Below are 26,980 nucleotides of genomic sequence, written 5' to 3'. Positions count from 1 at the left end.
CGAGGCCCAACCCCCTACAGGGGGTGGAGGGGCTGGGTCTATGGACACCCTTGGTAGGGGATCTGCTGTCCCGGCTGGCCGGCATCGCCACCCGTCCCACCATTCCCCCCAGCGCCTCCGCTGCCCAGCTGGGGGGCGACGTTGCCAGAAGCAACGAAGCCGGCGTCCGGGCTGCACCAGATGCCCACGGAGGGGCCGCCGCCGCCGCCACCGCCCGGACCGCCCGGACCACCGGGGCCGCCGTGGCCTCCCGCTCCGCCGTTTCCTCCGTAGGAGTTGTAGCTGGGGCTGGTGATGATGCTGCCCGTGCCACCTGGACCCCCGGGGCCACCTACGCCGCCAGGGCCGCCTTCACCGCCGGTTCCACCGCGCCCGCCACCGCGCGTGCGCAGCACCGTGTCGCCCTCGAAGGCCACCTGCGAGCGGACGAGCAGCACGGAAATGGAGGCACCGCCTCCGCTCCCACCACCACCGCCACCGCCGCCACAGCCGCCGCCACCGCCACCGCCGCTTCCAGCGCCAGCGGCTCCAGCTTCACTCTCTCTCCTGCAGGCGCCACCGCTGCCGCCACCGCCACCGCCACCGCCCGAGGTGCCCGGGCCTCCAGTGCCACCCTGCTGGTTGGCGACCCAGAGGGTGTCGCTCAGCTCGCCCATACCACCGCCGCCAGCGCCCACGGAGCCCACGTCTCCAGGCCTGCCGTGCTCGCCCACGCCTCCGTCACCCGCATTGCAGGTGAAGATGGAGTTGCCGTGGTCCACCAACCTACCGGCCTGGCCCCCTTTGCCTCCCGCTCCCCCGCGCCCGACGGGTTGACCCGTGGCACCCGTCTCTCCGGGGGCATAGGAGCCGGCCACTCCATCCTGACCGTTTCCACCCGAGGCATTCCCATCGCTGCAATTGCTCACGCCGCGAGCTCCGAAGCCTCCTGCCGTGGACCCCACGGAGTTACCTCCGTCCAGGCCTGCTCCACCGTCCAGTCCCTGGGTGCCCACGCTTCCCGGAGCTCCAACCGCTCCGAGCCCGGCCGCAAAGGTGCCGTAGCGCAGCACGATGCCCTGAGAGTCGATGACCTGAAGGGCGATGGAAGGCGTCCCCGCATCCGTCGCATTCGCGGAGGAAATGCTCAGTCTGTCTAGCACCGTCCTTGTGCCATGGGAGATGCCTCGGATGACGAGCCCGATAGTGCCGCCGTCCAGGTGAGTCAGGTAGTCACTCTTGCGCTTCCAGTTCTGCAGCGTCCCTCCATAGGCGCCATACAGGGATACAGGCTGGTCTAGGACGAGGTGCTCCTCATCATATGAGCCCTGTGCAAGGTACAATGCGCCGATGCCTTGCCCCGGGTCGCGGCGCAGCAGATCAAGCGCAGCCCGGATCGTCTTCAGGGGACGGTCCCGAGTGCCCGGATTCGTGTTGTCCCCGCTTACGGGGTCAACGAAGAGACCTGCGGCTGCGATGCCATCGATGCCGTCACAGTTGCTGTCGTTGAAACTGTCGTCTGGCGGATCGGTCTGGCTGGATGGGACGCAGGGATCTGCGCATCGCTCAGGGTTGCGTTCGCAGTACTCCTGCTCTTCGCGAGCAAAGTTGGTGCAACCAGCGACACCTGCAATCAGCACGATGGCGAAGCCGCGCAGGTACACCTTCACGGCCACCTCCCAGATACAAAGGCGGAAGTACCATCCGTGGTGACGTCGAGACTTACTGTGGATGCTGGCATGCTGAAGAAAAGGCCTGCGGCGACTCCCACACCAGCGAGACCTGCCCCAAGCAGTCCCACGCCTACAGCTTGATAGGTTCTCCCTCGTGAGGCGCTGCGATGGACATCCTCTCGTGTGGCAAGCGTCACGTCATTTCCCCTCAGGCGTGCTCGCTCGTGCCGGGACAATACCCAGGACGTACCCCCCGCGAGCATCAGCACACCGCCGCTGATTGCCGGAATAAGTACTTGAGGACGCAGAGCACTGCGCTGCGAGTTCGTCGTTGAAGCCGTTGAATCTGCGTCGGCGGGCAATGCTGCGTGGGCCCTCATTGATTGAGAGAGCGCTTCGTCGCCTTGCTGATTTCCTGCCTTCGGCGGGGGGGCCGACTTCCGTGGAGCCTGTGACGCGGATGGCCTTGGTCCCTGCTGTGCCTTCGCTATCTCGCTACGTACTTCCTGACGCACGGACTCGAAGCGTTTTGCCACTTTGGGAGACACTTCCAAAGGAAGCTTTGCCTCGGGATTCAGGAAGAGCGCGGCCTTAAACGCGGCCGTGGAGTCCTCCAAGCGGTTCATATCCGCCAAGATGATGCCCTCGTACAGCGACAGGGTGACGTCATCTTCTACGGTGTGTGCAAAGCGCTTGGCTCGGGTGAGCTGTTCCAGAGCTTTTTCATACTCAAGTGCCGCGTAGAGGCGATTGACTGAAAGCAGATAGCCCCTCAGCTTGGAATCTTCTTGGGCATGCACCAGCAAGGGGAGCAGCAAGAGGAGCACAATCAGGCCCGCCCTGTGGATGAACTCTTGCATTCGTGGAGATTCACTCTCGGCAGGAGGGAACTCAGGCTTCTTGCGCATCGCGATGATGCGCCTTTGTTCAGACGGCACGGAGGGAAGGGGCAGCGCTGGGCCGCCACTCCCCTGGAGCCTGCTGGCGTCAGGGCGAAGGACACCCATGGGACGGGATCTTGGTCCCGGACTGGCCCGAAATGCCGCCGGTGCCGCCCGGTCCCCCCTGTCCGCCCTCGCCGAGCTGGGGATTCACCGTCCCCGAGGCGAGGTAGCCCGCATCCGGGCCGCACCACACGCCCACGGAGGGTCCACCGCCTCCGCCACCACCCGGGCCACCCGGGCCGCCGGCCCCTCCGGGGCCCCCCGTGCCACCTGCGCCGCCATTGGCCGTGTACGTGACGCCATTGGCTTGCGTGCCGACAAAGCCGCCACTGCCTCCGGGCCCACCTAGTCCGCCCGCGCCGCTGGGGCCTCCCTCACCACCATTTCCTCCCCGGCCACCCCCTCGGGTGCTCAGCGTCGTCGTTCCCGCGAACTCCACATTCGAGCGGATCAGCAGCACGGAGATGGAGGCACCGCCGCCACCGCCACCGCCACCGCCACCGCCACCGCAGCCGCCGCCACCACCGCCGCCACTGCCGCCGCCCGCGGCACCTTCGATCGTCTCCACCGTGTTGCAGCCGCCGCCGCCGCCGCCACCACCACCGCCACCGCCCGCGGAGCCCACGCCTCCGTCGTCACCCGACTGATTGGCGACCCACAGGTTGCCGCTCAGCGTACCCATGCCCTGGCCACCATCGCCCGGGGCGCCGCTCGAGCCGGGGGTGCCGGGCTTGCCGGCCTCACCATCACCTGCCGTGCAGTCCCATTTGTTCGTGGTGGGAGGCACGAGGGTCGCGATACCCGCGACGCCTCCATCGCCACCGGGCCCGCCCAGCGCCGCGGGCCTGCCTCCGGAGCCTGCCTGGCCTGTCTGCGCCGAGCCCGGCTTGCCAGCCCCTCCTCCATGATCCTGGCCCCCGCAGATGCTGATGCCAGGCCCTCCGATGGAACCCGTGTTCCTGCCTTCGGCGGCGCCACCATCGAAGCCAAAGCCTCCGTCCAGCCCCTGAGCGCCGGCGCTTCCGGCAAGCCCATCCGCTCCCTGGCCCGCCCCGAAGGTGTCGTAGCGCAGTACGACTCCCTGGGAATCGATGACCTGCAGCGCGATGGAGGGCGTCCCCGCATCCGTCGCGTTGGCGGAGGAGACGTTCAGGCGGTCCAGCACCATCCCCGCGTTGCTGGGAATGCCTCGGATGACCAGACCGATCGTGCCGCCATCCAGGTGGGTGATGTAGTCGCCCTTGCGCCGCCAGTTGTCGAGGCCACCGTACGCGCCGTACAGGGACACCTGGGTGTCGAGCACGAGCCCCGGCTCGTTGTAGGTGCCGCGCGCCAGGTACACCAGGCGGGGAGCCGCGCCCGTGCGCACGCGCGCGAGCGCCTCGGTCAGCGTCTTGATGGGAGCGGACGCGGTGCCCGCGGCGCCCTCCGTGCCGCTGAGCGGGTCCACGAAGATGCCCGCGTCGGCCATGCCGTCGACACCGTCGCAGTTGGTGTCCAGGAACTCATCGTCCGGGACGTCATTCTCGTCCGTCTTGGTGCACTCCACATCGTTCTTGCAGCGATCCCCGTCGATGCAGTCCTGCTTCGCCTTGTCGAAGTCGAAGCAGCCCATCGCGACGGAGAAGCCTGCGAGCGCTGCCAGGGTGATGCGGGGTTTCCAGGTCTTCAACATAGAGTTCCTCACGGCAACGTCCCGACCACGCCCACCATTCCACCGCCAGGGCCCACCGAGACGGTAGGGCTGACCGGAGCCTTCTCGGCGGGGAGCAGATAGAGCACCGCGCTCGTCACGATGCCAGCCGCCGCGAGGCCAAAGGACACGCGGCTCAGCAGCTGGTTCCTCTTCCCATCACTGGCGAGCTTGGAGCCGTCGAGCAGCTGACCGTTACCACCCTGGGTCGTCAGCGTGTCGTAGTCGTCCTTGGCCTGGAGATAGAAGTACGTCCCCGCGCCAGCGAACACGACGCCACCAGCGGCGGGCGCCCACGCCCAGCGACGGCCCGAGGGCTCCGGCTCCTTCCGCGCCTCGGGCGGTTTCTCCACGAGGGGAGGAGGCTTCACCTCGGTGGGCTTCGTCTCGGTGGGCGTCTCGGGAGGCTTCGTCTCGGTGGGTGTCTCGGGCGGCTTCACCTCGGGCGGCTTCACCTCGGGCGGCTTCGTCTCGAGAGGTGGAAGGGAGCCCGGACGCAGCTCGCGCATCACCGCGGGCACCACCACATCCAGCGACTGGGTGAGCGCATCGAGCATTCCGTCCTCCCGGACCCCGGGGATGAGGTGCTCGGCCACCAGCCCGCCGTCCTGCGTCTTGTAGACCTTGGTGCCCACGCGATAGCCGTCCATGCGCTGCAGCAGCTCGGCCACCAGCACCACCTCGCTCCTGGCGGCCTGGCCGAGCGCGGTGAGGCACTTGAGATCGGTGCGCTTGCAGCGCAGCAGCGTCCGGCGCCGGGCCGCGGGAACCTTGCGGATGAAGTCCTTCATCCGGATGACGGTGAGCCCCTTGGCGCGGGCCTGATCGGCGACGTGCTCCTGTGCGAACTCCACGACGTGCCCGGGCACGCCTGCCGTGTCCGGCGGAGCGATCAGCACGGGAATGGGCGCCGGCGGCGAGGCGGGAGCCTGTTGGAGCACTACCAAGGTCAGGAGCAGGGGTGTCAGCACGGGGGCGACTTTCTCCTCATGCCGCCACTCAAGCAAGACTGTGGCTCACCCCAAGGCACACGCCGGACCTCGGCTGCTCCGCCGTGTCACTCCGAGTTGAGGTCGCCGAGCACTCCCCTCCGACCGAGGGGTGGTGGGAGAGCGCCCTACTACTCCCGAGGGCGCACCGGGGAGGAGCCCCGGGCGGCAGCGAGCTTCGGTGCCTCGGGGCCCTGCTCACCGGCGCGGTCGCTCGGGGGGAGGAGAGCGGATCTGGGTCTTCTCTCCCTTGCTGGGGGCCCCACTGTCCACCTCCTCGTCGTCCACGGCCGGCCGAGCGGCGGAGGTGGGCGCGGGAGCGGGCCGGCGAGGCGGCACGGCGCCCGGGCGCAGCGCATTGGAGGCGCCGGTGGTCGGGCGGGCGGGCGCCGCGGCGGGAGCGGTGGGGCGACGCGGAGGCGTGGCTGCTGCTGCGCGGGGATTGGTGGCCTCCGCGAGCAGGTCCTCGGCGATCTCCACCTTGGGCTCGTCCTTGGGAGGCATGCCCGCGTGGGTGGGCAGCTCCTCGGGCGGAGCGCTGAGGTCGTCCTCGTCTTCACCGCGAGCGAAGGGGTTGCGGGTGGGCGGCGGCGTCTTGTCCTCGTCCGAGAGGGCGTCGGGCGAGGGGCGGCTGGCGGGCCGCAGCTGCGCGGGCGCCGAGGCGGGCTTCGCTCCCGGAGGAGGCGGCGGCTTCCCGGTAGGGAGGTTGGCGGGCACCTGCACCTGCACGGGCGGCGAGGTTCCCGGCTGGCCGTCCTTGCCGTGGCGCGCGTCGTTCTGGAGCTTCTTCTCGAAGTCCAGCCACTGCTTCTTGTACTCGGAGGGGTCCGGCCGGCCCTGCTCGCGGTGCTTGAGCGAGGGGGCCCAGCGCACCTCATAGGAGGAGCCGACCTGGAAGGTGGGCGGCGGCGGCACCCCGTAGGTGGCCGGATCGAAGAAGGACTCGTCCAGGTCCGTGAAGCCGTAGGCGCGCGCCTTGCCCACGAAGGTGGGGATGATGCCGGTGGGGGCGTGGTAGCCCAGCACGTGGCCGTCCTCGTCCTTCGTCACCGGGGTGAAGACGAAGATGTCCTGGGTGCGGTAGTCGCCCTTCTCGTTGAGCGGGAGCACCTCGGACAGGGCAATCGTCTTGCGGCTGCCGTCATGGAGGCGCTCGCAGCAGACGATGAAGTTGATGGCGCTGGCGACCTGGGCGCGCACGGCGACCATGGGCAGCTCCACGGCGGACATGAGGCACAGCGACTCGATGCGGCGCAGCGTGTCCGTGGGGGTGTTGGCGTGGCAGGTGGCCAGCGAGCCGCCGTGGCCGGTGTTCATCGCCTGCACCAGGTAGAAGGCCTCGCCGCCGCGCACCTCGCCCACCACGATGCGGTCGGGGCGCAGACGCAGGGCCGAGTGGAGCAGGTCGCCCATGTCCACGCCGCCCTTGCCGAACTTGTCCGGCGGGCGGCTCTCGAAGGCCACCAGGTGGGACTGGTTGAGCTGGAGCTCCGCCGAGTCCTCGATGGTGAGGATGCGCTCGTCGTCGGGGATGAGCGAGGAGACGATGTTGAGCAGCGTCGTCTTGCCCGAGCCCGTGCCGCCGGACACCAGCATGTTGAGCTTGGTGTGGATGGCCGCGTCGATGATGCGCGCCATCTGCGTCGTCATCGAGTTGTATTTGATGAGGGCCTCCATCGTCAGCTTGTCCTTGAAGAACTTGCGGATGGAGATGGTGGTGCCCCGGCGGGCGATGGGCGGGATGACGACGTGGATACGGCTGCCGTCGGGCAGACGCGCATCGAGCCGCGGGCGCTCGTCGCTGAGGATGCGGCCGACGAACTGCGCCATGTTGCGCGCGGCGCCCATCAGGCCTTCCTCGGAGAAGACGGCGTCAGTCTTGGAGAGGCGGCCCTTGCGCTCGATCCAGATGTCCGCGGGGCCGTTGATCATGATCTCCGACACCGACGGGTCATCCAGATACGGGAGGACCGGTTTCAGGAAGGCGCGGAGTGACTCGGTGTACATCGACATGGCACCCCCGAGGGTAGCGCGAGCGGCGCCTCAAACCCAAGAACCCGCGGACGCTTCCCTGGTCGGGGTGGGGCCGACCTACATCCACCCGAGGGCGTGGACCGCCAGCCCCACGAGCGCGGACGAGGCGACGACGACCATGGGGGTGAGCCGGGCCTTGGAGCGGAAGAGGACGACGAGGGCGGCGGCGAAGACCAGGCCGGTGGGCACATCATGCACCGCGGCACGCAGCAGGGGGAGCGCGGTGCCGCCGATGAGGCCCACCACGCCTGCGGTGACGCCCTCGAGGAAGCCCCGGGCGCGAGGGTGGTCGAGCAGGCGTTCGAGCGGATCATGCGCCAGCAGCGTCATGGCGAAGGCCGGGGCGAAGATGCCGGCAGTCATGGCGAGCGCGCCGGGCAGGCCGCCCCCGAGGTAGCCGACGAAGGTGCCGAAGATGATGAGCGGGGCGGGGAGCACTCCGCCGAGCGCGAGCCCGTCGAGGAACTGGGCATCGGTCATCCACCCGCCACGGGCCACCGCGTCATTCTGGAGGAAGGGGATGGCGGTGTAGGCACCGCCGAAGGTGAGCAGCCCGGTGCGCAGGCCGGAGCCGAGCAGCGAGAGGGTGTCCGGCGCTGCCCCGGTGGCCGGCGTGGCGTTGAGCGGGGCGGGGTTGACGGGGGTGTGGATGAAGAGGAAGAGGCCCACGCCGAGGGCGCAGGCGATGGAGAGGGCGAGCGCCGCGGCGCGGGAGCCGGCCTGGAGGAGCACGGCGGTGAGGCCGGCCCAGGCCAGGGTGAGGGTGAAGTGGACGCCGAGGAGCTGGGCGACGGCGGCGAGCAGGGCGATGGCGATGAAGGCGCGCCGGGTGAAGGCGTGGGTGCCGATGCGGTGGACAGCGCGGACGATGAGGGCGGCGACGGCGGCCTGCACGGTGGTGAAGGCGGCCTTGACCCAGGGCGACTCGAGCCCCAGGTGCACGTAGAGCCAGGAGCACAGGAGCATGAGGAGGAGCCCGGGGAGCATGAAGCCCAGGCCGGCCAGCAGCCCGCCCACGCGGCCGCGGGAGAGCATGCCGAAGTAGACGCACAGCTCATGGGCCTCGGGGCCGGGGAGGATCTGGTAGAGGGCGAGCGCGCGGTTGAAGCGGGAGGGGGTGACCCACTTCTCCTCCTCGACGAGCTCCTGGCGGATCATGGCGATCTGCGCGATGGGGCCGCCCCAGGCCAGCAGGCCGAAGCGCAGGAAGCGCCAGAAGAGGCGAGGCAGGGGCTCGGCGGGCACCCGGGCGGTGGGCTCCGTGGAGTCGTGCGCCTCGGCGGAATTCAAGGTATCTCCCCTCACCCCTCGCTCGCGGGGAGCGAGGGCAACGAAGGTCCGTGACTCTGCTGTCTCCCGGCAAGCCCGTCCAGCCACGAGCAGGTCAACGATCGGAAGCGAACGGGGCCCGCCGGTTTTTCGCCCAACCCACCACGTCGGCATGATGGTATGAGACGTATGAGGGAGGGTACATGAGGGAGTATCTGCCGGGAGACTGGAGCGAGGTGCTGAAGGAGGCGCTGGAATCCCCCACGTTCCGCAAGCTCGAGCGCTTCGTGGCGGAGGAGAGGCGGCGGTACACCGTCTATCCCGCGGAGGCCGATCTCTTCTCGGCGTTCCGGCTGACGCCGTACGCGCGGGTGCGGGTGCTGCTGCTGGGGCAGGACCCGTACCACGGCCCCGGGCAGGCGCACGGCCTGGCATTCTCCGTCCAGCCGGGAGTGACGCCGCCGCCCTCGCTGGCGAACATCTTCAAGGAGCTGTGGAACGACCTGGGGCTGAAGCCGCCCGCGGGGGGCTCGCTGGTGCCCTGGGCGGAGCAGGGCGTGCTGCTGCTCAACGCGGTGCTGACGGTGCGACAGGCTGAGCCCAACAGCCACGCCGGCCAGGGCTGGGAGGAGTTCACGGACGCGGTCATCCGCGCGGTGGGCGCCAGGCCCGAGCCGGTGGTCTTCCTGCTCTGGGGCAACTACGCGCGCAAGAAGCGGAAGCTCATCGACGCGCAGCGGCACGAGATCATCGAGTCGGCGCACCCCTCGCCGCTGTCGGCCATGGGGGGCTTCTTCGGCAGCCGCCCGTTCAGCCGGATCAACGACGCGCTGATGCTGCGCGGCCAGGCGCCCATCGAGTGGGGCCGGCCGGAGTAGGCCCTCGCGCTCGGCCCGGGGACAGAACCGGTGGATCCCTCACACCCGGTACCAGGCGCCTGTGCGCTGCCCGACAGTCGTGGCAGGGAAGGAGGGGGTGGGCTCGGCAGCTGTCCCACGGCCTGGAGCACGATGTTGATGTTCCATGGCCCCTCTTGGTACGCACCCCTCGGATGAGCTCTCCGGGCGCCAGGCCTCCCGATCGGCCGGGGGTGCCCAGGCGCGACAGGAGGGCATCGACACCGTCCTCTTCGATCAAATGGAGGAGAGCGTCTCCGTCTTCCGGTGCGATGGGACGTACCTCTACCTCAACGCCGCCACCGAGCGCATGTTCGGTAAGTCGCGCGAGGAGGTGCTCGGCCGGTGCGTCTGGGACGTCTACCCGGGCGTCGAGGGCGGCGCGTTCCACCGGGCGTTCATCCAGGTCCGGGAGACGGGAGCGGGGCTGGAGTACGAGCACCTCTACGAGCCCTGGGGCCGCTGGTACCGCCAGCGGATCTACCGCAGCGGCGATCGGCTCTACGTCTTCTCTCGGGAGACCACCGAGGAGCACCTGCGCGCCGACGCGTTCCTGCTGCACGCGCGCATCCTCGAGAACATGACGGAGGGCGTCTCCCTCACGAACGAGAGCGGCGTCATCGTCTACACGAACCCCGCCGAGGATCAGATCTTCGGGTACGGCTCTGGCGAGCTCCTCGGCCAGCACGTCAGCGTCCAGAACGCCGCTCCGCCCGAGGAGAGCCGCCGCTTCGTCGAGGAGGTCATCGACCGCCTGAGGCGCGAGGGGAGCTGGGAGGGGGAGATCGAGAACCGCCGGAAGGACGGGACGGCCTTCACGACGGCGGCGCGGATCTCCGCGCTCCACATCGGCGGCAAGCCGCACTGGCTCTGCGTGCAGAAGGACATCACGGAGCAGAAGCGCGCGGACGCCGAGCGCGCCGAGTCCTACGAGTTCACGGAGCGGCTCTACGAGCAGACGCGGCTGGCGGAGCAGCGCGCCACCTTCCTGGCCCTGGCCAGCGAGGTGCTGGCCTCGTCGCTGGATCGCGAGGAGATCCTCCGCAGCCTGACGCGCCTGGCCGTGCCGACGCTCGGGGACTGGTGCGCGGTGGACGAGGCCACTTCGGACGGCAAGGTCCGTCGCGTCTCCGCGGTGCATCTGCAGCCCGAGCGGCTCGCGCAGGGAGAGGCGTTCCACGCCAGGTACCCCATCCTGCTGGATGATGCCGGCGGCATCGGCAAGGTGCTGCGCATGGGCACCACGGAGTACGTCCTCGACCTCTCGGACGAGCTGCTCGAGCGGACGATCCCGGACCCCGAGATGCGCCGCGCCACCCGCGAGCTGGGCATCAAGTCCCTCATCAGCGTCCCCCTGAGGAGCCGGGGCCGGACGCTGGCGGCCCTCACGCTCTGCTACGCGGACTCGGGGCGGCGCTACACCGAGGCGGATGTCCGGCTGGCGGAGGACCTGGCCCGGCGCGCGGCGACCTCCCTGGACAATGGCCTGCTCTATAAGGAGGCCCAGGACGCCGTCCGGGCGCGGGACTCGTTCCTCTCCATCGCCTCCCACGAGCTGAACACGCCCCTCACCTCGCTCAGCCTGAACGTCCAGGCGCTGCACCGGGCCTTCCAGAAGGCGGCCACCGGAGCCGACGGGCTGGCCCAGGAGACGGTGGGCGTGAAGCTCCACGCCGTGCAGCGGCAGATCTCCCGGCTGGCCAAGCTGATCCACGAGCTGCTGGACGTCTCCCGCATCACCTCGGGCAAGCTCCGGCTGGAGCCCGAGGAGGTGGAGCTCACCACGCTGGCGCGCGAGCTCGTGCCCCGGTTCGCGGATGACCTCACCCGCGCCGAGTGCGAGCTGCGGCTGAGCGCTCCGGAGTCGGCGGTGGTGGGGCACTGGGACAGGCTGCGCGTCGAGCAGATCCTCCAGAACCTGCTGTCGAACGCCATCAAGTACGGGCACGGGCTGCCCATCGAGCTCGAGCTCACCGCGGACGCGCAGTGGGCCCGGGTGGTGGTGCGGGACCAGGGCATCGGCATCTCGGCCGAGGACCAGGCCCGGCTCTTCCAGCGCTTCGAGCGGCTGGCCAGCGAGCGGCACTACAGCGGCTTCGGCCTGGGGCTGTGGATCGTCCGGCAGATCCTCGACGCCATGGGCGGCCGCATCCACGTGCGGAGCGAGCCGGGCAAGGGCTCCGTCTTCACGGTGGAGCTGCCGCGCCGCCCACCCGGGAGTCCCCCACCTGCCGGGTCCTGAGCTTCCGAGGCGCCTGGCGGGTCGCCCCTCTGCTAGGGTGGGCCCGTGCGGATTCTCTGGATCCTGATCCACGTCATTTGCGCGGTGTTCGGCGCCGTCGGCCTCGCGCTGCTCGTCGCGGGCCTTCGTGATGCCTGGAGGTCAGCGCGGACCCGCCGCTGGCCCACCGCGCCCGGCACCGTCGTCTCCGCCGAGGAGCTCCAGCACAGCCGGCAGATGCCCGAGGAGGCCGGAGGCGGCTCGCGCATCCACTACGAGGCCCGCATCCACTACGAATATTCCGTGGGCCGGGTCCATATCGGCTCGACGGTTGTACGCCTGGGCCCGACGGAGACCAGCAACGAGGCGGGGGTGCAGTCCACACTCGCGCGCTACCTGCCTGGTCAGCAGGTCCGGGTCTACTACAACCCAGGGGATCCCACCGAATCCGTGCTCGAGCCAGGGCTCCATCCTCTGGACTTCTCACGTGCCCTGGTGGGGCTGATCCTGCTGGTGGTAGCCTTCGGCATGCATCTCGTCGCTCGCTGGTTCGCGGCCAGGCTGTAGGTTTTCTCTTCAGGTGAGAACCGTAGCGGCTCCAATGTCCCGGATCCGACGCAACCCGTTTCACAAGCCTGCGATAATCCAGCAACGACTCATTCCAACGAGGTTGCCGTCATGTCCGTCCGCTCCACGAATTCGTCTGGCTCTGGCCTGGTCAATCGTTCCGTCACGCAGGAGAACAAGCCTGCGGCGACTCCCGAGAAGAACACCGTTGCGCAGCCGAAGTCGTCGCGGCTGCCGGATCACCTGCAGAGCAGCTTCGAGCGCAGCGGGGAGATCAACCGCAACTGGAACAAGACCTATACGACCGACCGTCCGATGAACACCCCGAAGCTGGGGACCACGGGCTTTGGCGGGGCGCTGGCGGGCCTGCTGGGCAAGCTCCCGAAGCTGACCAAGGAGGGCAGCTTCGAGAAGAGCGTGGCGGTGGCGAAGAAGGAGGGCAGCTTCGGCGACCCGAACGGCATCGTCTCCGGTAACTACAAGGCCAGCGTGCTCGAGGCCGGCGTGAACGGCTACGGCTCGGCGACGTTCGAGAACGGCGCGGCCAAGCTGCACGGCGAGGTGCACGCGCAGGCCACGCTGATCGACGCGGCGGCGGACTTCCGCGCCAAGCTCGGCCCGGTGTCCGCCGAGGGCCAGGGCAACGTCTACGTCGGCGCCAAGGCCAACGCGCACGGTGACCTGACGATCGACCCGATCAACGGCAAGTACGCGCTGGAGGCCGGTGGCGATGCGTTCCTGGGCGCCCGCGCGGGTGTCTCGGGCAACGTGAGCCTGGGCGAGTACGGCGGCCTGCACGGCAGCGCGGAGGCCTGGGCCGGCGTGGGTGTCTCGGCCAAGGCGCACATCGGCCTGGAGAACGGCCGCTTCAAGGCGCGCTTCGAGATCGGCGCGGCGCTCGGCCTGGGCTTCAAGCTGGGCTTCGGCGTCGACATCAACTTCAAGAAGATCGGCGAGGCGGTCAAGAACATCGTCAAGAAGCCGCTCGAGCTGGTGAAGAACGTCGGCAAGAAGGTGGGCGACTTCTTCAAGGGCGCGGCCTCCAACGTGGGCAACGCGGTGAAGGAGGCGGGCCAGGCGATCGCCGACGGCGTGAAGTCGGTGGGCAAGGCGGTGGGCAACGCCGTCAAGAAGATCTTCAGCGGCTGGTGAGCCGAGTCCCGACCGGCGGCGCGCGCCAGGTGAGCGTCGCCGCCGGAGCGGGGTGAAGTCCAACGCATCTTCCACGCAGCATCGAGGGGCAGGGGCGCGGCTCGCGTCATCTGCCCCTTTTCTGTTATCTGGGACCCATGAGCACTCCACGTTCTTTTGAGACCCTCCTGAAGTCAGGCGATCTGGAGATGGGGCGAGCGGAGGCCGAGGCGGCACTCAAGCGCGACCCGAAGGACCGCCGAGCCCTGCTCGCGCTGGCGAAGCTGGCGGCGCTCGAGGGCGAGGAGCAGCGGGCGGAAGCGCTGCTGCACCAGGCCGCGGGAGGCACCAGGGATGACGAGGCGGACGCGATGCTGGTGCGGGCCGCGCTCCTCATGCGGAAGGGAGATCCGAAGGCCGCGGGCGCCATCTACCTGAAGCTGGCGGAGGATCCGCCGCGGGCGGAGGCGCTGTACGGCGTGGGCTTCCTGCTGGCGGAGGCGGAGGAGAACGAGCTGGCGCGCAAGGCGCTGCAGAAGGCGGTGGAGCTCGAGCCGGGGATGGGCGTGTACCACTTCCAGCTGGCGCGGGTGCTGTTCGCGCTGGGGCAGCTGGCGGAGGCCTTCGAGCACCTGCAGACGTCGCTCAAGCTGAACCCGGCGCACATCCCTTCGTACGTGGTGTTCGCGATCGCGCTGCAGGCGGGCGGGGAGCTGGACGCGGCGGAGGACATCCTGCGCCAGGGGCTGAAGGCGTTCCCGGAGGATGAGTACCTGCTGCAGACGCTGAGCAACGTGCTGGCGGGCAAGGGGGACATCGCGGGCGCGGCGGACGTGGCGGAGAAGCTGGCGAAGCTGCAGCCGAACCACCCGAGCGCGATCGGCAACCTGGCCCGGTTCCGGATGGCGCAGGGGCGGTTCGGAGATGCGCTGTCGCTGTGCCAGGCGCTGGCCGAGCGGGGCCAGGCCACGGTGCAGAGCCGCTCGGTGGAGGCGATGATCTACGAGGGGATGAACCCGCCGGATCCGGAGGGCGCGGCGGCGGCGTGGCGCGCGGCCATGGAGCTGGATCCGAACGACTGGGCGCCGGCGAACAACCTGGGCAACCTGCTGATGCGCACGCCGGAGCTGCCGGATGCGGCGAAGCAGGCGCGCGCGGCGCTGGAGGAGGCCCACCGGAGGGATCCGGAGCGTCCCGAGCCGCGGCTCAACCTGGCGCTGGCGTGCGTGAAGCTGGGCGACAAGGCGAAGGCGAAGGAGCTGGCGGCCGAGCTGGTGGGGCGCGGGCCGACGCTGGAGGCCTCCATCCGCCAGCAGGCCGAGCAGCTGCTGAAGCAGCTCGGCTGAGCGGAGCTGTGGACCGAAGAGGGAGCGCTGCTGGCCAGGTGCATCATGGTACCTGGCTGAGCGCCTCCCTCCGGATGCACGGCCCTACGGAGCGCAGTAGGTGGCCCGGTCGAACTGGCCCGTCACGGTGACGGTGGAGCCGGCGCGGATGACGAACTCGCTGCCGCCCACGTGCGTCTCGGCGTTGCACCAGTCGTAGGTGTAGCCCAGCCCCGTCCACGGGTAGAGCGTCTTCTGCCAGAAGCCGTAGCTGTACGCGTAGTTGCCGTTCATCCAGGCCTTGTGCTCGTTGGTGGCCGTGGCCGGGAACGTCAGGCTGCACGAGGTGTCGTCGATCTCCGCGTCCGGACACGGCCGGAACATGTCCCCGGGCTTCACCCACATCTCCACGAAGAAGCGCGCGTTGTCCGCCGCGGTGGCCGGGGGCAGGCCGAGGAACTGATTGATGCGCGGGACGATCTGCTCCGCGGGGAGCGTCTTGCACAGCTCCTGCACCTGGGGCGCCGCGGTCACCCACACCTCGCGCGACAGGACGTTGTCTCCCGCCTGGTAGCCGGTGAAGGTGGTGTACACCGCCATCTTCACCGCCGTCTTGTCCGCGTTCCAGGTCAGCTTCGGGTTGGACGGGCTGATCGCCCACAGGCCCGTGTAGACGTCCTCCGAGTCCGGCTCGGCGGCGTCGCGGACGCCCGCGGAGTAGGTCTCCGCGTCGCAGACCAGCTCCTGGGGCGGGGGCGTCTCCTCGGTGTCCTCGCCGCAGGCGGTCAGCGACAGCAGGGCCGCCAGGCCAGTCAGCCAGCGGATGCGAAACAGGGTCGGGGTGTTCATGGGTTCGTCTCCGGGTTGGGAGTCGGATCAGCCTGCGTGGCCGAGCCGTGTCAGGGTGCACGCGATGGCTGTGCATACCACGTGCCTGCTCGCCTGCTCGAAGTCTCCCTCCCAGGCCCAGCGAGCCCACCCGGGTGACACGGCGGCTGACGTGTCATTTCTTCGCACTGTCACGGCAGTGTCAGCGCTGACACGCCGCGAAACCCTTCCGGTGGTTCCGTACACCCCAGGGAAATCCGTATGCTCGTGGCGTGAATCCGTCGAGTTCGATGCGTCCCGAGTACGAGGACGAGCTCCACCTGGCGCTGGTGGAGGGCGTTCTGTCCCGGGACCAGCTCGAGCCCCTGCGCGCGGAGGTGCTCCGCCTGGGACGCAGCCCCCTGGAGCTCCTGCTGGAGCGGGGCCAGCTCTCCCCCGAGACTCTCTCCTCCCTGCGGGGAGACCTCCAGCGTGAGTCCCCGCAGGGAGCCGGGGCGCAGCCCGAGGAGCCTCCCACCCGACAGCCGGGAGCCGCCACCCCGGCTGCCTCTCCCACGGAGCCCGTCTTCCCGCTGCCGAACTGGGAGCGCTACCAGCCGGTGCGCTTCCTGGGCCAGGGCGGCATGGGGCAGGTGTTCCTCGCGTATGATCCGCGCCTGCGCCGCAACGTGGCGCTCAAGTTCGTGAGGGATGGGAGCCCCGAGCTCGCGCAGCGCTTTCTCTCCGAGGCCCGCGCCCAGGCCCGTGTCCACCACGAGCGCGTCTGCGAGATGTACGAGGTCGGCGAGGTCCGAGGCCGCGCCTACATCGCCATGCAGTACGTGGAGGGACGTTCGCTCAGCCACGTCGCTCCCGAGCTTCCCCTGGAGCAGAAGATCCGGGTGATGCGCGACGTCGCCGAGGGCGTGCACGCGGCCCATCGCGCGGGCCTCATCCACCGCGATCTCAAGCCCTCCAACGTGCTGGTGGAGCGCACCGAGGACGGCGGCCTCAAGCCGTACGTGATGGACTTTGGCCTGGCGCGCGACTGGCACGGCGAGCACACGGCCACGGGCGCGGTGCTGGGCACGCCCCACTACATGGCTCCGGAGCAGGCCCGGGGCGAGGTGGCTCAGCTGGATCGGCGCGTGGACGTCTACAGCCTGGGCGCCACGCTCTATCAGGTGCTCACCGGCCAGCCGCCCTTCGCCGGCATCAACGCCCTGGAGGTGGTCAACCGCATCCAGTCCGAGGAGCCGCGCCCGCCTCGGGCCCTGGTGCCCGACCTGCCGCTGGATCTGGAGGCCATCGTCCTCAAGTGCCTCGAGAAGGAGCGCTCCGCACGCTACGACTCGGCGCGAGCCCTGGCCGAGGACCTGGAGCGGTTCCTCTCGGGAGAGCCAGTGCTCGCGCGCGCGGCGGGCGCCTGGTACCGGCTGCGCAAGAAGGCTCGCAAGCACCGGCTCGCGGTGGCCCTGGGCTCCGCGACGTTCATGGTGATGGGCGTGGCCGCCGGCCAGGTCATCCTCGCCCGACGCGAGGCGGTGCTCAGCGAGCGCATCTCCCGCGGCCTCACCGAGCGGGTGGAGCGCATCGAGGCCATGGTGCGCTACTCCTCCATGGCTCCGCTGCATGACACGCGCGCCGATCGCCAGGCGCTCCAGGCCAGCATGCGCGAGCTGGAGGCCGAGGTGCGCGAGGGCGGAGAGCGGGCCGAGGGCCCCGGCTCCTATGCGCTGGGCCGGGCCCTGCTCGCGCTGGGAGACACCGAAGGCGCTCGCGCGCGGCTCGAGTCCGCCTGGCAGCGCGGCTATCGCGAGCCTCGGGTGGCCTACGCGCTGGCGCTGACGCTCGGACAGCTCTACCGGGATCAGCTCCTGGAGGCGGGCCGCATCCGCAACGCCGAGCAGCGCGAGGCCCGCCGCCGCGAGCTCGAGCGTGGCTTCCGGGATCCGGCGCTCGGCTATCTGCGTCAGAGCCAGGGGGCCGAGGTGGCTCCTCCCGAGTACGTGGCCGCGCTCCTGGCCTTCTACGAGGGACGCCACGAGGAAGCGCTGAAGCACCTGGAGGCCCCCGGCATCGCGAACCCCTGGTTCTACGAAGCCCCCCTGCTGCGCGGCGACATCCTGCTCGACAGGGCCACCGTGCGCCTGAACCAGGGCGATCGCGCCGGGGCCCTGGCGGATCTCGAGGCGACCCGGCATTCCCTGGCCACCGCCGCCGACATCGGCGAGAGCGAGCCCGCTGCCTACAGCGGACTGGCGCGGCTGGAGCTCACCGCGATGACCCTGGAGCTCTATGGCCAGGGGGAGGTCCGGCCCTACTACGAGAAGGGGCTGGAGGCGGTGGGGCGCGCGCTCACCGTCGCGCCGGACCACGTCAAGGCCCGGGTGCTGGAGTCGCAGCTCCACCGGCGGATGGCGGAGCAGGTGGCCCAGCAGGGCGGAGAGGTGCTCCCGCTGCTGGAGAAGGCGCTCGCCACCCTCCGAGCGCCCGAGTTGGGTGGCTCCGAGCACCCCCGCCTCCTCATGGAGCGGGCCTATGTCCTGCGCCGCTGGGCCGCCTACCGCCAGGGGCGGGGCGAGGATCCGAGCGAGCAGCTCCGGGATGCCATCGCGGCCTTCGAGCGCGTCCGACCGCAGGACCGCGACTTCGTCTTCCACACCGAGCGGGGACACAGCTTCAAGGTCTGGGCGGACGCCGAGGAGCAGCGCGGCGCGGACTCACTCGAGCACCGCTCCCAGGCGATCGCCGCCTACCTCGCCGCCATCGAGCTCGACGCGAGCCGGATGGACGCCTGGCTCAACCTGGGCACCGCGTACTTCAAGCGTGCGTCGAACCCGAGCACCCCCGACGCCGATGCCGACCTCGAGCAGGCCCGGGTGGCGCTCGAGCGGGCCCGGAGCATCGACCCGGGGCACTACGCTCCCTACTACTACGGCGGGCAGGTGCATGAGCTGAGGGCGCGCCGCCTGTACAACCGGGGAGAAGGGCCCAGCCCGGAGCTGGAACAGGCGATCGAGCTGTTCGGCAAGGGGCTCGCCATCAACGGCAAGCTCTCGCAGTTCCACGACGTGCTGGCCGGCGCGCTCATGTGGAAGGCCGAGCTGGCCTGGGAGGACGGGGGAGACGCCTTTGCGCTGCTAGACCAGGCCCAGGCGGCCCTCGAGAAGGCGCGGTCCCTGGCTCCGCAGCAGGCCTTCCTCTCCAACAACCTCGCCGAGGTCCACGCCTTCCGGGCCCTGTACCAGCTCCGCCGGGGAGAGGACCCGAGCGCCAGCACCCTGGCGGCCGCGACGGCCTATCGCCAGGCGCTGGAGAAGCTGCCACGCAACGCCCAGTTCTGGGCCAACCTGGGCAAGCTCTCCCACCTTCAGGCCCTGTGGGCGCTGCGCCAGGGAAGGGAGCCTCGCGCGGAGCTCGCTCAGGGCACGGAGGCGCTGCGCCATGCGCTCGAGCTTCGCCCGGGCATGGGCTACGCCCTGCGGTACCTGGGGGAGCTTCGCGGAGATCAGGCGCGCTGGTTGGCGCGGCAGGGACGGGCCCGGAGCGAGGACTTCGAGCAGGCGGCCCAGGCCTTCCAGCAGGCGGTGGAGGCGGACCCCGAGTGGCAGGAGTACCGGCTCTCCGCGGCCCTGCTCCACCGGGACTGGGCGCTGTGGCTGGCGACGACGGGAGGAGAGCCCGCTCCGGTGCTGCGGCGGGGGCTCGAGCTCATCCATCAGGCGCTGGCGGCTCGGCCCCGGTGGGCGCATGCGCGGGCCGCTCGCTCCAGCCTGCTCATGGCGCTGGCGGAGAGCCCCGCTCCCCTGACCCAGCGGCGGGACTGGCGGAGCGAGGCCCGGGGCGAGTTGGAGCGAGCGCTCACCGACAACCCCAACCTGATGGTGGAGTGGGGCAGTCCGCTCGCCTCACAGCACGTGACGCTCGACCGCCCCTAGTTCGCGGAACCGCCTCGAGGGAGGACCTACCACTTGGGCGGCCCGTCCGACTCCACGTCCAGATCTCCATGAACGGTGCCGGGCTTGTCGGGATCCATCCTTCCGATCCCTCCTCCCCCCGGCGCCGGCGTCGATACCGGTATGATGCTGAAGGGATAGTTCCCTCGCGCGTCGGTGGCGATCGTCCTGTCGGTTGCGTTCTGCGCCGGATCGCTGCCATTCAACGTGATGCTGGGCTCCGTCCCGAAGGGACTACCCGAATCGAACGTCACGTTGACGGTGTCCGTCCGCCCGTCCATTTCGAAGTGCACCGCCTCGCCGGGTCTCACGAGGGGCTCCGGGGTGCTGTAGGTCACTTTATCGGTCTTGATGTAGACGGTGAGGGGCATGGGATCGACTCCGCTCCTTTCGAGCGACTCCTGAAGGTTGCCGTGGACGTAAGTGCAGGCAGCGTACCAGCCCGTCCAGGCTCGAAGTGCCAGGGCTCGCGCGCCATACCCTGGTACTCGCGAGCGGCTGACGCGTCAGCCAGGGTGTCTGACAGGGCAGTGGCTGTCACTGACGTGTCAGCGCACGGCCAGGGCGCGTGGGCGCTCCGTCACGACTCGCTCAGGCCGAGCTCCCGGATGCGACGCTGGAGCCCGCGCTTGGAGACCTCGAGGCGCTGCACCATCGCGTCCACATCTCCCTGGCACTCGTGGAAGCAGCGGGTGATCTCCTCCGCGCTCAGGTCCCCCACCGTCCGCAGGCTGGGGCTGCGATCGATCAGCATGTAGAGCGAGGGGCGGGTGATGCCCAGTCGCTCGGCGGCGGCCTTGATGTCCCACGAGGTGCCGCGCAGCGCGGCCAGCAGCTCCGCGTCGCTCACGTCGGAGGGCTTGCGCCGTGCAGGCGCCGGCTCCTGGGGCTCGGCCGGCTCCTGTCGCGGGGCGGACGGTGCGGCGGCGGAGCGCCCGGAGACGGGTGGCGTGGCGGCGTCCAGCTCCTGCTCGAGCCGGGGACTGGCCTGCAGCTCGGGCAGGCCCCGGCTGCCGATGATGATCTGCCGCGTGAAGTTGCGCAGCTGGCGGACGTTGCCGGGCCAGGCGAAGCGCAGCAGGCGCACCGCCAGCGAGGGAGGCAGCCACGGCTCTGTCTGCGAGGCCGCGGCCTCCAGCCGGTGGAGCTCTCCCAGCTCCTCCAGCTCCTGGCGGGCGAAGTGGAGGAAGAGCACGCCGATGTCCTCCCGGCGCTCTCTCAGGGGCGGAACCTCGATCGTGTAGCCCGCCAGCCGGTGCAGCAGCGGGGCCTTGAAGCGCTCCTGGCGGATCCGCTCATCCAGGTCGGCGTCCGTGGCGGTGATCAGCCGCACATCCACGGCCACGGGCGTGTGCCCGCCCACCGGGTACAGCTCGCCCGTCTCCAGCACGCGCAGGAGCAGCACCTGCACCTCGGGTGGAGCCTCGCCCACCTCATCGAGGAAGAGCGTGCCGCCGTGGGCGGCGCGGAAGAAGCCCTCGCGATCCTGCGTGGCGCCCGTGAAGGCACCCTTGCGCGCGCCGAAGAGCTCGGCGGCGGCCAGCTCCTTGGGGATCGCTCCCAGGTTGACGCTGATGAAGGGGCCGGCGCGGCGCGGGCTGTGATCGTGGATGGCGCGCGCGACCAGCTCCTTGCCCGAGCCCGTCTCGCCACGGATGAGGACGGGCACCTTCAGGTCCGCCACGCGCGCAATGTCCTCGCGCACGCGGCGGGTGCCCGCGCTCATGCCCACCATGCCCAGCTCGTCGCCGGTGGCCGCCTCGGGCGAGCTCGTCTGATGGAGCAGCAGCACGATGCGCTCGGCCAGCACGAGGGGAACTCCCTGGGCGAGCGCCTCGGGCCCGAAGTCCCGGCTGCCGACGAGCGGCTCGTCCCCCACGCGGACCGCGCTGCCTCCCTCCTCCACCCGGATCCTCACGCCCGCCTCGCCCGCGCGCTCGAACACCACGGGCTTGCGGCTGAGGAACATGTCCGCCAGGGGCATGCCCAGGGTGCCGCCAGGGCGCAGGAAGTCGGGACCGAGGCGGGAGATGGCCACCGTTCCGCCCGAGCTCAGCCCTCCGAGCAGCAGCCGCTCGCCGGCACGCTGAGGCGTGGGATGGGAGACGATGGTCAGGGCGGGAACGAGACCTGTGGCCTGTTCGGAGTTTCGGGTCGGCGTGGCAGCTGTCGAGATGTCAGAGACCTTCGGGTCCGCCATGAGAGAGCCTGCTCGGTGAGACCGCGGGAGCGCGGCGAGTGTAGCGCCTCTTGAGGGCAGGGTGGCGCGAGAGAGCCTCCCGGCGCGGTAGGCTGCGGGCGGGATGAGCGAGACCCGGGCGCTACGCGAAAAGTTGGAAGAGATCCAGGTCGAACTCCGCCGGACGAAGGAGCACCTGGAGAAGCTGCGAGCACACCAGGCCCGGGAGCGGGAGCCCCTGGCGCGGGAGCTGGAGGCCGCGCGGCGCGAGGTGGCGGAGCTGCGCATCCGTCTCCAGAAGGCCGAGTCCGCGGGCAGTCTTCCCCCACCCGCCACGGGCATCGCGCTGCCCGAGCCCGGGAGCGGTGAGCGCTCGTTGGAGGCCACCACCGCGCTCGTCGCGCTCGCCCGGCACCCAGCCTCCGAAGAGGCGGCCATGCCCGTGCTGTCGAGGCTGTTGAAGCTCGCCCCGGTGGACGTGCGGTTCCGCCTGGCGCCCATGTCGCCGAAGGTGGTGGCGCGGTTGCCCATCGCGCGGGCGGCCGAGCTCCGCGCGGCGCTCCGGGCGGAGGGCTTCCTCGCGGTGAGCTGCCCGGTGGGGCCCCGAGCGGCGGCGGGCTGGGTGAGGGTGCGGCAGTTCGGGCTCGAGGAGCAGCACCTGAGCGTGGAGGGCATCCTGGGCGAGAGGCTGCGGGTGCGTTACCCGGAGCTGCGCCTGGTGATGAGGGGACGCCGGATCTCGACCCAGGAGGAGACCGAGCACGTGGTGGAGAGCCATCACCATGCGGGGATGGGCCACCACCGGGTGCACCGCGTGGTCGAGGTGAGACAGGAGCAGGTGGAGAACTTCGTCTGGGTGCTCGGCAAGGGGACGCGGCTGGCCTTCACGCAGTCCACGCACTTCAACGGACTGGGGGACGAGCTGGCCTCGTCGGTGTTCGAGAACCTCCAGCGCCTGGCGAACGCGCTCGCGCGGCGAGCGCCCCACGTCGCGAAGGACGAGCGGTTCCTGCAGATGCCGCGCTTCACCCTGCCGCTCGTGGATCAGGACCGGAGCCAGGAGCTGCTGGCCGAGCTGCTGTTCCAGGCCGTCGAGGAGGGGCTGTGGCCATGAGCGAGACGCGCGCCCTGAACGACAAGCTGAAGGAAGTCCGGGAGGAGCTCCGCCAGACACGCGAGCAGCTCGACCAGCAGCGCACGCAGCATGTCCGCGAGCAGCAGGCGCTGCGCAAGGCCATCGAGGAGACGCGGCGCGAGGCGGCCCGGCTGCGCGAGCGTCTCGAGAAGGTGGAGGCACGCAGGCGGGCGCAGGCTGACGGACGAGGCCATCCAGGAGGGGAGGGAGCCTGAGCCCTGCCCGTTTGATCGGCGCGCGGGGGGCGTCTGGCTTAGAGTAGGCCCATGGCGAAGACCGCACCCCGTAGCAAGGCCCCCGCGAAGAAGAAGCCCACGGCGAAGAAGCCCGCTCCTCGCGCCGCTGCCCCCAAGGCGTCCAAGCCCTCCAAGCCCGCCAGGCCCCCGGAGCCGCCCAAGGCCCCCGAGGTCACCATCCTGGAGCCCGAGCCCGTCGAGGCCGCTCCCACCCAGAAGGCGCTGCCCGCCGGCGAGCCCGTGGACAAGGGCCGCGCGCTGCCGTTCGAGATCGACCCCAAGCGCGTGGAGGAGAGCCTCAAGAAGCTCCAGGGCGAGATGGTCCACTGGGCCAACAAGGGCCGCTACACCAAGGTGCGCTTCAAGTTCCGCGGCAAGCAATTGCTGCCGGACCTGCCGCTGGCCGCCGTCGTCGCCGCCGAGGGCCTCAGCTTCTACTGGGGCGGCATCCTGCGCGTGCTCGTCGCCAACGTGGTGGGCAAGAGCGTGCTCCAGGTGGAGTTCATCAACGACTCCGAGAAGCGTGTCCAGGCCGGCAAGGAGGCGCTCCTGTCCGGTGACGTGGATCAGGCGCTCGCCCACTTCCGCGAGGCCCTCTCCATGGACCGCGACAACGCCGCCGCCCACCTCAACGTCGGCGTCGCCCTGAAGCTCAAGGGAGACCGCGAGGGAGCCCTCGCTTCTTTCGAAAAAGCCAGGGAAAAAGACCCGGAGGGACCCGTCGGAACCGAGGCCGAGCGGCTTGCCGCCCCCCTGCGTCCCAAGAGTGTTGCCTAGCCTCTCCCACACCTGCCGGGCAGGCCTGCCAACACCCCCCCGTTTCCCCTGTTGACGCAGGAAGATCCGAGGGTTACGAACGCTCCCACGCAGGGCGGATGCCTCCTCCGGGCGGGCCCGCCCCTACCTTCCAGAGCGCTCAAAACCCATGGCCGACGACACCACTGACAAGCCGGCAACGCCCCCCGCACCTCCGCCGAGCGGACCGAGCAGCGCGGGCGAGCTGATCCCCGTCAACATCGAAGACGAGATGCGTCGCTCGTATCTCGACTACTCCATGTCCGTCATCATCGGGCGCGCCCTGCCCGACGTGCGTGACGGCCTCAAGCCCGTGCACCGCCGCGTCCTCTACGCGATGCACGAGCTGGGCAACACCCACAACCGCGCGTACAAGAAGAGCGCCCGCGTGGTGGGCGACGTGATCGGCAAGTACCACCCGCACGGCGACAGCGCCGTGTACGACGCGATGGTGCGCCTGGCCCAGGAGTGGAGCCTGCGCTACCTGCTGGTGGACGGGCAGGGCAACTTCGGCAGCGTCGACGGCGACTCGCCCGCGGCCATGCGTTACACGGAAGTGCGCATGGACCGCCTGGCCGAGGAGCTGCTGGCGGACATCGACAAGGAGACGGTGGAGTTCGGGCCCAACTACGACGACTCGCTCACCGAGCCGCTCGTGATGCCCTCGAAGTTCCCCAACCTGCTGGTCAACGGCAGCAGCGGCATCGCGGTGGGCATGACGACGAACATCCCGCCCCACAACATGGGCGAGGTGATCGACGGCACGCTGCACCTCATCGACCACCCGGAGGCCACCGTCCAGGACCTGATGCAGTTCATCCCCGGTCCGGACTTCCCCACCGCCGGGATGATCACCGGCCGCGAGGGCATCCTCCGCGCCTACACCACCGGCCGCGGGCAGATCACCCTGCGCGGCAAGACGGAGATCGAGGAGAGCAAGAAGGGAGACCGTGAGGCCATCATCATCACGGAGATCCCCTACCAGGTGAACAAGGCGCGGCTCATCGAGAAGATCGCCGACTTGGTGCGCGAGAAGAAGCTGGAGGGCATCAGCGACATCCGCGACGAGAGCGACCGGCAGGGCATGCGCATCGTCATCGAGCTCAAGCGCGATGCCATCTCCGGGGTGGTGCTCAACAACCTGTACGCCACCACCCCGCTGGAGACGACGTTCGGCGCGGTGATGCTGGCCATCGACGGCGGGCAGCCGCGCACGCTCACCCTCAAGGAGCTGCTGGACCGCTTCATCGCCCACCGCCGCGACGTCGTCACCCGCCGCAGCCGCTACGAGCTGAAGAAGGCGCTGGCCCGCCTGCACATCGTCGAGGGCTTGCTGGTCGCGCAGGACCTCATCGACCTGGTGGTGAGCCTCATCCGCGCCTCCAAGGATCCGGACGAGGCGCGCTGGGGCCTGATGCACATCCTGTCCCCGGCGCTGTACGAGAACGCGAACTTCCGCAACCTGCCGCGCATCGACTACGCGCAGGCCAGGGCGCAGATGGAGCTGCTGGTCAGCCGCGCGCGCGCCGAGGAGCCCAGCTACGCGGGCCTGGAGCACAAGTACGAGGGCGCGGGCTTCAGCGAGGACCAGGCGCAGAACATCCTCGAGATGCGCCTGCAGCGCCTCACCGGCCTGCAGCGCGAGGAGCTCTTCAAGGAGCTGCTCGCCCTCATCCGGGACATCGCCCGGCTGCGGGACATCCTCGCCAACGAGCGCAGCCTGCTCCACGTCATCAAGACGGAGCTGCAGGACATCCGCGCGCGCTACAGCGACAAGCGCCGCACGGAGATCACCGGCGAGGTGTCCGAGATCACCAGCGAGGACCTCATCGCCGAGGAGGACATGGTCGTCACCCTGTCCCACACCGGCTACGTGAAGCGCTCGCCGCTGAGCGAGTACCGGGCCCAGAAGCGCGGCGGCCGAGGCAAGACGGGCGCGACGACGAAGGAAGACGATTTCGTCACCGACCTGTTCGTGGCGAGCACGCACGCGTACCTGATGCCCATCACCACCAAGGGCAAGCTGTACTCGCTCAAGGTGCACCAGATTCCGCAGGCCAGCCGCACCTCGCGCGGCAAGGCCATCGTCAACCTGGTGCAGTTCGGCGAGGGCGAGAAGCTGGCCCAGGTGCTGGTGACGCGGGACTTCCCGGAGAACCGCTACGTCTTCTTCGTCACCAAGCGCGGCGTGGTGAAGCGCACGGACCTGAGCTCGTTCGCCAACGTGCGCGCCAGCGGCCTCATCGCGCTGGGCATCGACGAGGGGGACGAGCTGGTGGCGGTGAAGATCACCGACGGCAGCAAGGACGTGCTGCTGTCCACCGCGCAGGGCATGAGCATCCGCTTCACGGAGGAGGATGTCCGCTCCATGGGCCGCCAGGCCTACGGCGTGAAGGGCATTACGTTGGAGGATGGCGACGAGGTGGTGGGCGCCGACGTGGTGGAGAAGGGCACCACCATCCTCACCGTGACGGAGAACGGCTACGGCAAGCGCACCGAGGAGTCCGAGTACCGGGTCCAGGGCCGCGGCGGCAAGGGCATCATCGACATCAAGACCACCGAGCGCAACGGCAAGGTGGTGGGCCTGGTGCAGGTGAAGGACGGGGACGAGGTGATGCTCGTCACCAACGGCGGAATGCTCATCCGCATGAAGGCCAAGGAGATCTCCGTCATCGGCCGCAACACGCAGGGCGTGCGGCTGATCGCGCTGGAGAACGGCACGGAGAAGGTGACGGGCATCTCCAAGCTGCCGGAGTCCAACGAGTCCGAGGATGCCGACACGAGCGCCGCCTCGAGCGATGCGCCGGTCACCGAGGACGCCGAGTCCTCGTCCGAAGCCGCGCCTTCCGACACCGAGAGCACCGACGCCCCGGAAGGCTCCGAGCCGGGTGACGGCACTCCCGAGGAGAGCTGAGCCTGCACGCCTCCGCCCCTCTGCCTCGCGCGGAGGGGCGTGAGCCCAGGTGCCGGGCTGCCGAGGACTGCGACACCGTGGGGCAGGATGCTACCTGTCTCTCGAGCGGGTAGGACGGGACCCATGCGTCGGCGGTCTCGCCGAGGGCAGCGCATTCGAGCGACATCGTGTGGCCGTGCATACCCTGGCGCGGTTACGTGAGGTTCAATGCGTGTGCGGGAGGTCGGTGAGGCA

The 26,980-nt window shown here is 69.9% G+C and carries 19 protein-coding genes; 10 read left to right on the top strand and 9 right to left on the bottom strand.

The window, feature by feature from the left end; genetic code table 11:
• Positions 1–38 precede the first annotated feature (38 nt).
• The 6 genes from KY572_RS47525 to chrA form a co-directional block, all read right to left on the bottom strand.
• Positions 39–857 (bottom strand): hypothetical protein, encoded by an 819-nt coding sequence (locus KY572_RS47525; protein ID WP_263452322.1) that lies wholly within the window; start codon positions 855–857, stop codon positions 39–41.
• A 788-nt stretch (positions 858–1,645) separates the two neighbouring features.
• Positions 1,646–2,512, bottom strand: a complete 867-nt coding sequence (locus tag KY572_RS37860; RefSeq protein ID WP_224248590.1) for a tetratricopeptide repeat protein — start codon at positions 2,510–2,512, stop codon at positions 1,646–1,648.
• 127 nt (positions 2,513–2,639) lie between these two features.
• Positions 2,640–4,271: a hypothetical protein gene (locus tag KY572_RS37855; RefSeq protein WP_224248589.1), complete on the bottom strand. Its 1,632-nt coding sequence runs from the start codon at positions 4,269–4,271 to the stop codon at positions 2,640–2,642.
• Positions 4,272–4,279: 8 nt separating this feature from the next.
• Positions 4,280–5,260 (bottom strand): hypothetical protein, encoded by a 981-nt coding sequence (locus tag KY572_RS37850; protein ID WP_224248588.1) that lies wholly within the window; start codon positions 5,258–5,260, stop codon positions 4,280–4,282.
• Positions 5,261–5,476: 216 nt separating this feature from the next.
• Positions 5,477–7,291, bottom strand: a complete 1,815-nt coding sequence (locus KY572_RS37845) for a CpaF family protein (RefSeq protein WP_224248587.1) — start codon at positions 7,289–7,291, stop codon at positions 5,477–5,479.
• 78 nt (positions 7,292–7,369) lie between these two features.
• A complete protein-coding gene (gene chrA / locus KY572_RS37840; RefSeq protein ID WP_224248586.1) occupies positions 7,370–8,602 on the bottom strand; it encodes a chromate efflux transporter in 1,233 nt (410 codons plus the stop codon).
• 182 nt (positions 8,603–8,784) lie between these two features.
• Here chrA and KY572_RS37835 point away from each other — a divergent pair, with 182 nt between their 5' ends.
• From KY572_RS37835 to KY572_RS37815, 5 genes are all read left to right on the top strand, one after another.
• Positions 8,785–9,459, top strand: coding sequence for a uracil-DNA glycosylase (locus tag KY572_RS37835; protein WP_224248585.1), 675 nt, complete (start codon positions 8,785–8,787; stop codon positions 9,457–9,459).
• A 145-nt stretch (positions 9,460–9,604) separates the two neighbouring features.
• The gene (locus tag KY572_RS37830) at positions 9,605–11,719 is read left to right on the top strand and encodes a PAS domain-containing sensor histidine kinase (RefSeq protein WP_224248584.1); all 2,115 of its coding nucleotides are present in this window, start codon (positions 9,605–9,607) and stop codon (positions 11,717–11,719) included.
• 45 nt (positions 11,720–11,764) lie between these two features.
• Positions 11,765–12,265: a DUF3592 domain-containing protein gene (locus KY572_RS37825; protein ID WP_224248583.1), complete on the top strand. Its 501-nt coding sequence runs from the start codon at positions 11,765–11,767 to the stop codon at positions 12,263–12,265.
• A gap of 111 nt (positions 12,266–12,376) precedes the next feature.
• Positions 12,377–13,417 (top strand): hypothetical protein, encoded by a 1,041-nt coding sequence (locus KY572_RS37820; protein WP_224248582.1) that lies wholly within the window; start codon positions 12,377–12,379, stop codon positions 13,415–13,417.
• Between the two features lie 137 nt (positions 13,418–13,554).
• A complete protein-coding gene (locus KY572_RS37815) occupies positions 13,555–14,742 on the top strand; it encodes a tetratricopeptide repeat protein (protein ID WP_224248581.1) in 1,188 nt (395 codons plus the stop codon).
• Positions 14,743–14,826: 84 nt separating this feature from the next.
• On the opposite strand, the gene KY572_RS37810 is transcribed toward KY572_RS37815, so the two are convergent.
• On the bottom strand, positions 14,827–15,570 hold the full coding sequence (locus KY572_RS37810) for a hypothetical protein (RefSeq protein ID WP_224248580.1): 744 nt from the start codon (positions 15,568–15,570) through the stop codon (positions 14,827–14,829).
• Between the two features lie 269 nt (positions 15,571–15,839).
• On the opposite strand from KY572_RS37810, the gene KY572_RS37805 reads away from it, so the two are divergent.
• Positions 15,840–19,469: a serine/threonine-protein kinase gene (locus KY572_RS37805; protein ID WP_224248579.1), complete on the top strand. Its 3,630-nt coding sequence runs from the start codon at positions 15,840–15,842 to the stop codon at positions 19,467–19,469.
• Positions 19,470–19,495: 26 nt separating this feature from the next.
• Here the strand turns inward: KY572_RS37805 and KY572_RS37800 are convergent, their stop codons facing one another.
• Together KY572_RS37800 and KY572_RS37795 are read right to left on the bottom strand one after the other, a co-directional pair.
• Positions 19,496–19,858, bottom strand: coding sequence for a hypothetical protein (locus KY572_RS37800; protein ID WP_224248578.1), 363 nt, complete (start codon positions 19,856–19,858; stop codon positions 19,496–19,498).
• Between the two features lie 209 nt (positions 19,859–20,067).
• The gene (locus KY572_RS37795) at positions 20,068–21,687 is read right to left on the bottom strand and encodes a sigma 54-interacting transcriptional regulator (protein ID WP_224248577.1); all 1,620 of its coding nucleotides are present in this window, start codon (positions 21,685–21,687) and stop codon (positions 20,068–20,070) included.
• 103 nt (positions 21,688–21,790) lie between these two features.
• On the opposite strand from KY572_RS37795, the gene KY572_RS37790 reads away from it, so the two are divergent.
• From KY572_RS37790 to gyrA, 4 genes are all read left to right on the top strand, one after another.
• The gene (locus tag KY572_RS37790; RefSeq protein ID WP_224248576.1) at positions 21,791–22,780 is read left to right on the top strand and encodes a hypothetical protein; all 990 of its coding nucleotides are present in this window, start codon (positions 21,791–21,793) and stop codon (positions 22,778–22,780) included.
• The gene (locus KY572_RS37785) at positions 22,777–23,016 is read left to right on the top strand and encodes a periplakin (protein ID WP_224248575.1); all 240 of its coding nucleotides are present in this window, start codon (positions 22,777–22,779) and stop codon (positions 23,014–23,016) included. The genes KY572_RS37790 and KY572_RS37785 overlap by 4 nt, the downstream gene beginning before the upstream one ends.
• Before the next feature lie 51 nt (positions 23,017–23,067).
• Positions 23,068–23,814 carry a tetratricopeptide repeat protein gene (locus KY572_RS37780; protein ID WP_224248574.1) on the top strand — a complete coding sequence of 249 codons (747 nt, stop codon included), beginning with the start codon at positions 23,068–23,070 and terminating at the stop codon, positions 23,812–23,814.
• A 148-nt stretch (positions 23,815–23,962) separates the two neighbouring features.
• Entirely contained in the window at positions 23,963–26,746 is a 2,784-nt protein-coding gene (gyrA, locus tag KY572_RS37775) for a DNA gyrase subunit A (RefSeq protein WP_224248573.1), read from the top strand.
• Positions 26,747–26,980: the final 234 nt, after the last annotated feature.

Origin of the sequence: Hyalangium gracile, assembly GCF_020103725.1 — a bacterium.
In the GTDB taxonomy this organism is placed as follows: domain Bacteria; phylum Myxococcota; class Myxococcia; order Myxococcales; family Myxococcaceae; genus Hyalangium; species Hyalangium gracile.
The sequence above is the reverse complement of the archived record's forward strand: the minus strand, read 5'-3'. Positions and strand labels throughout refer to the sequence as shown.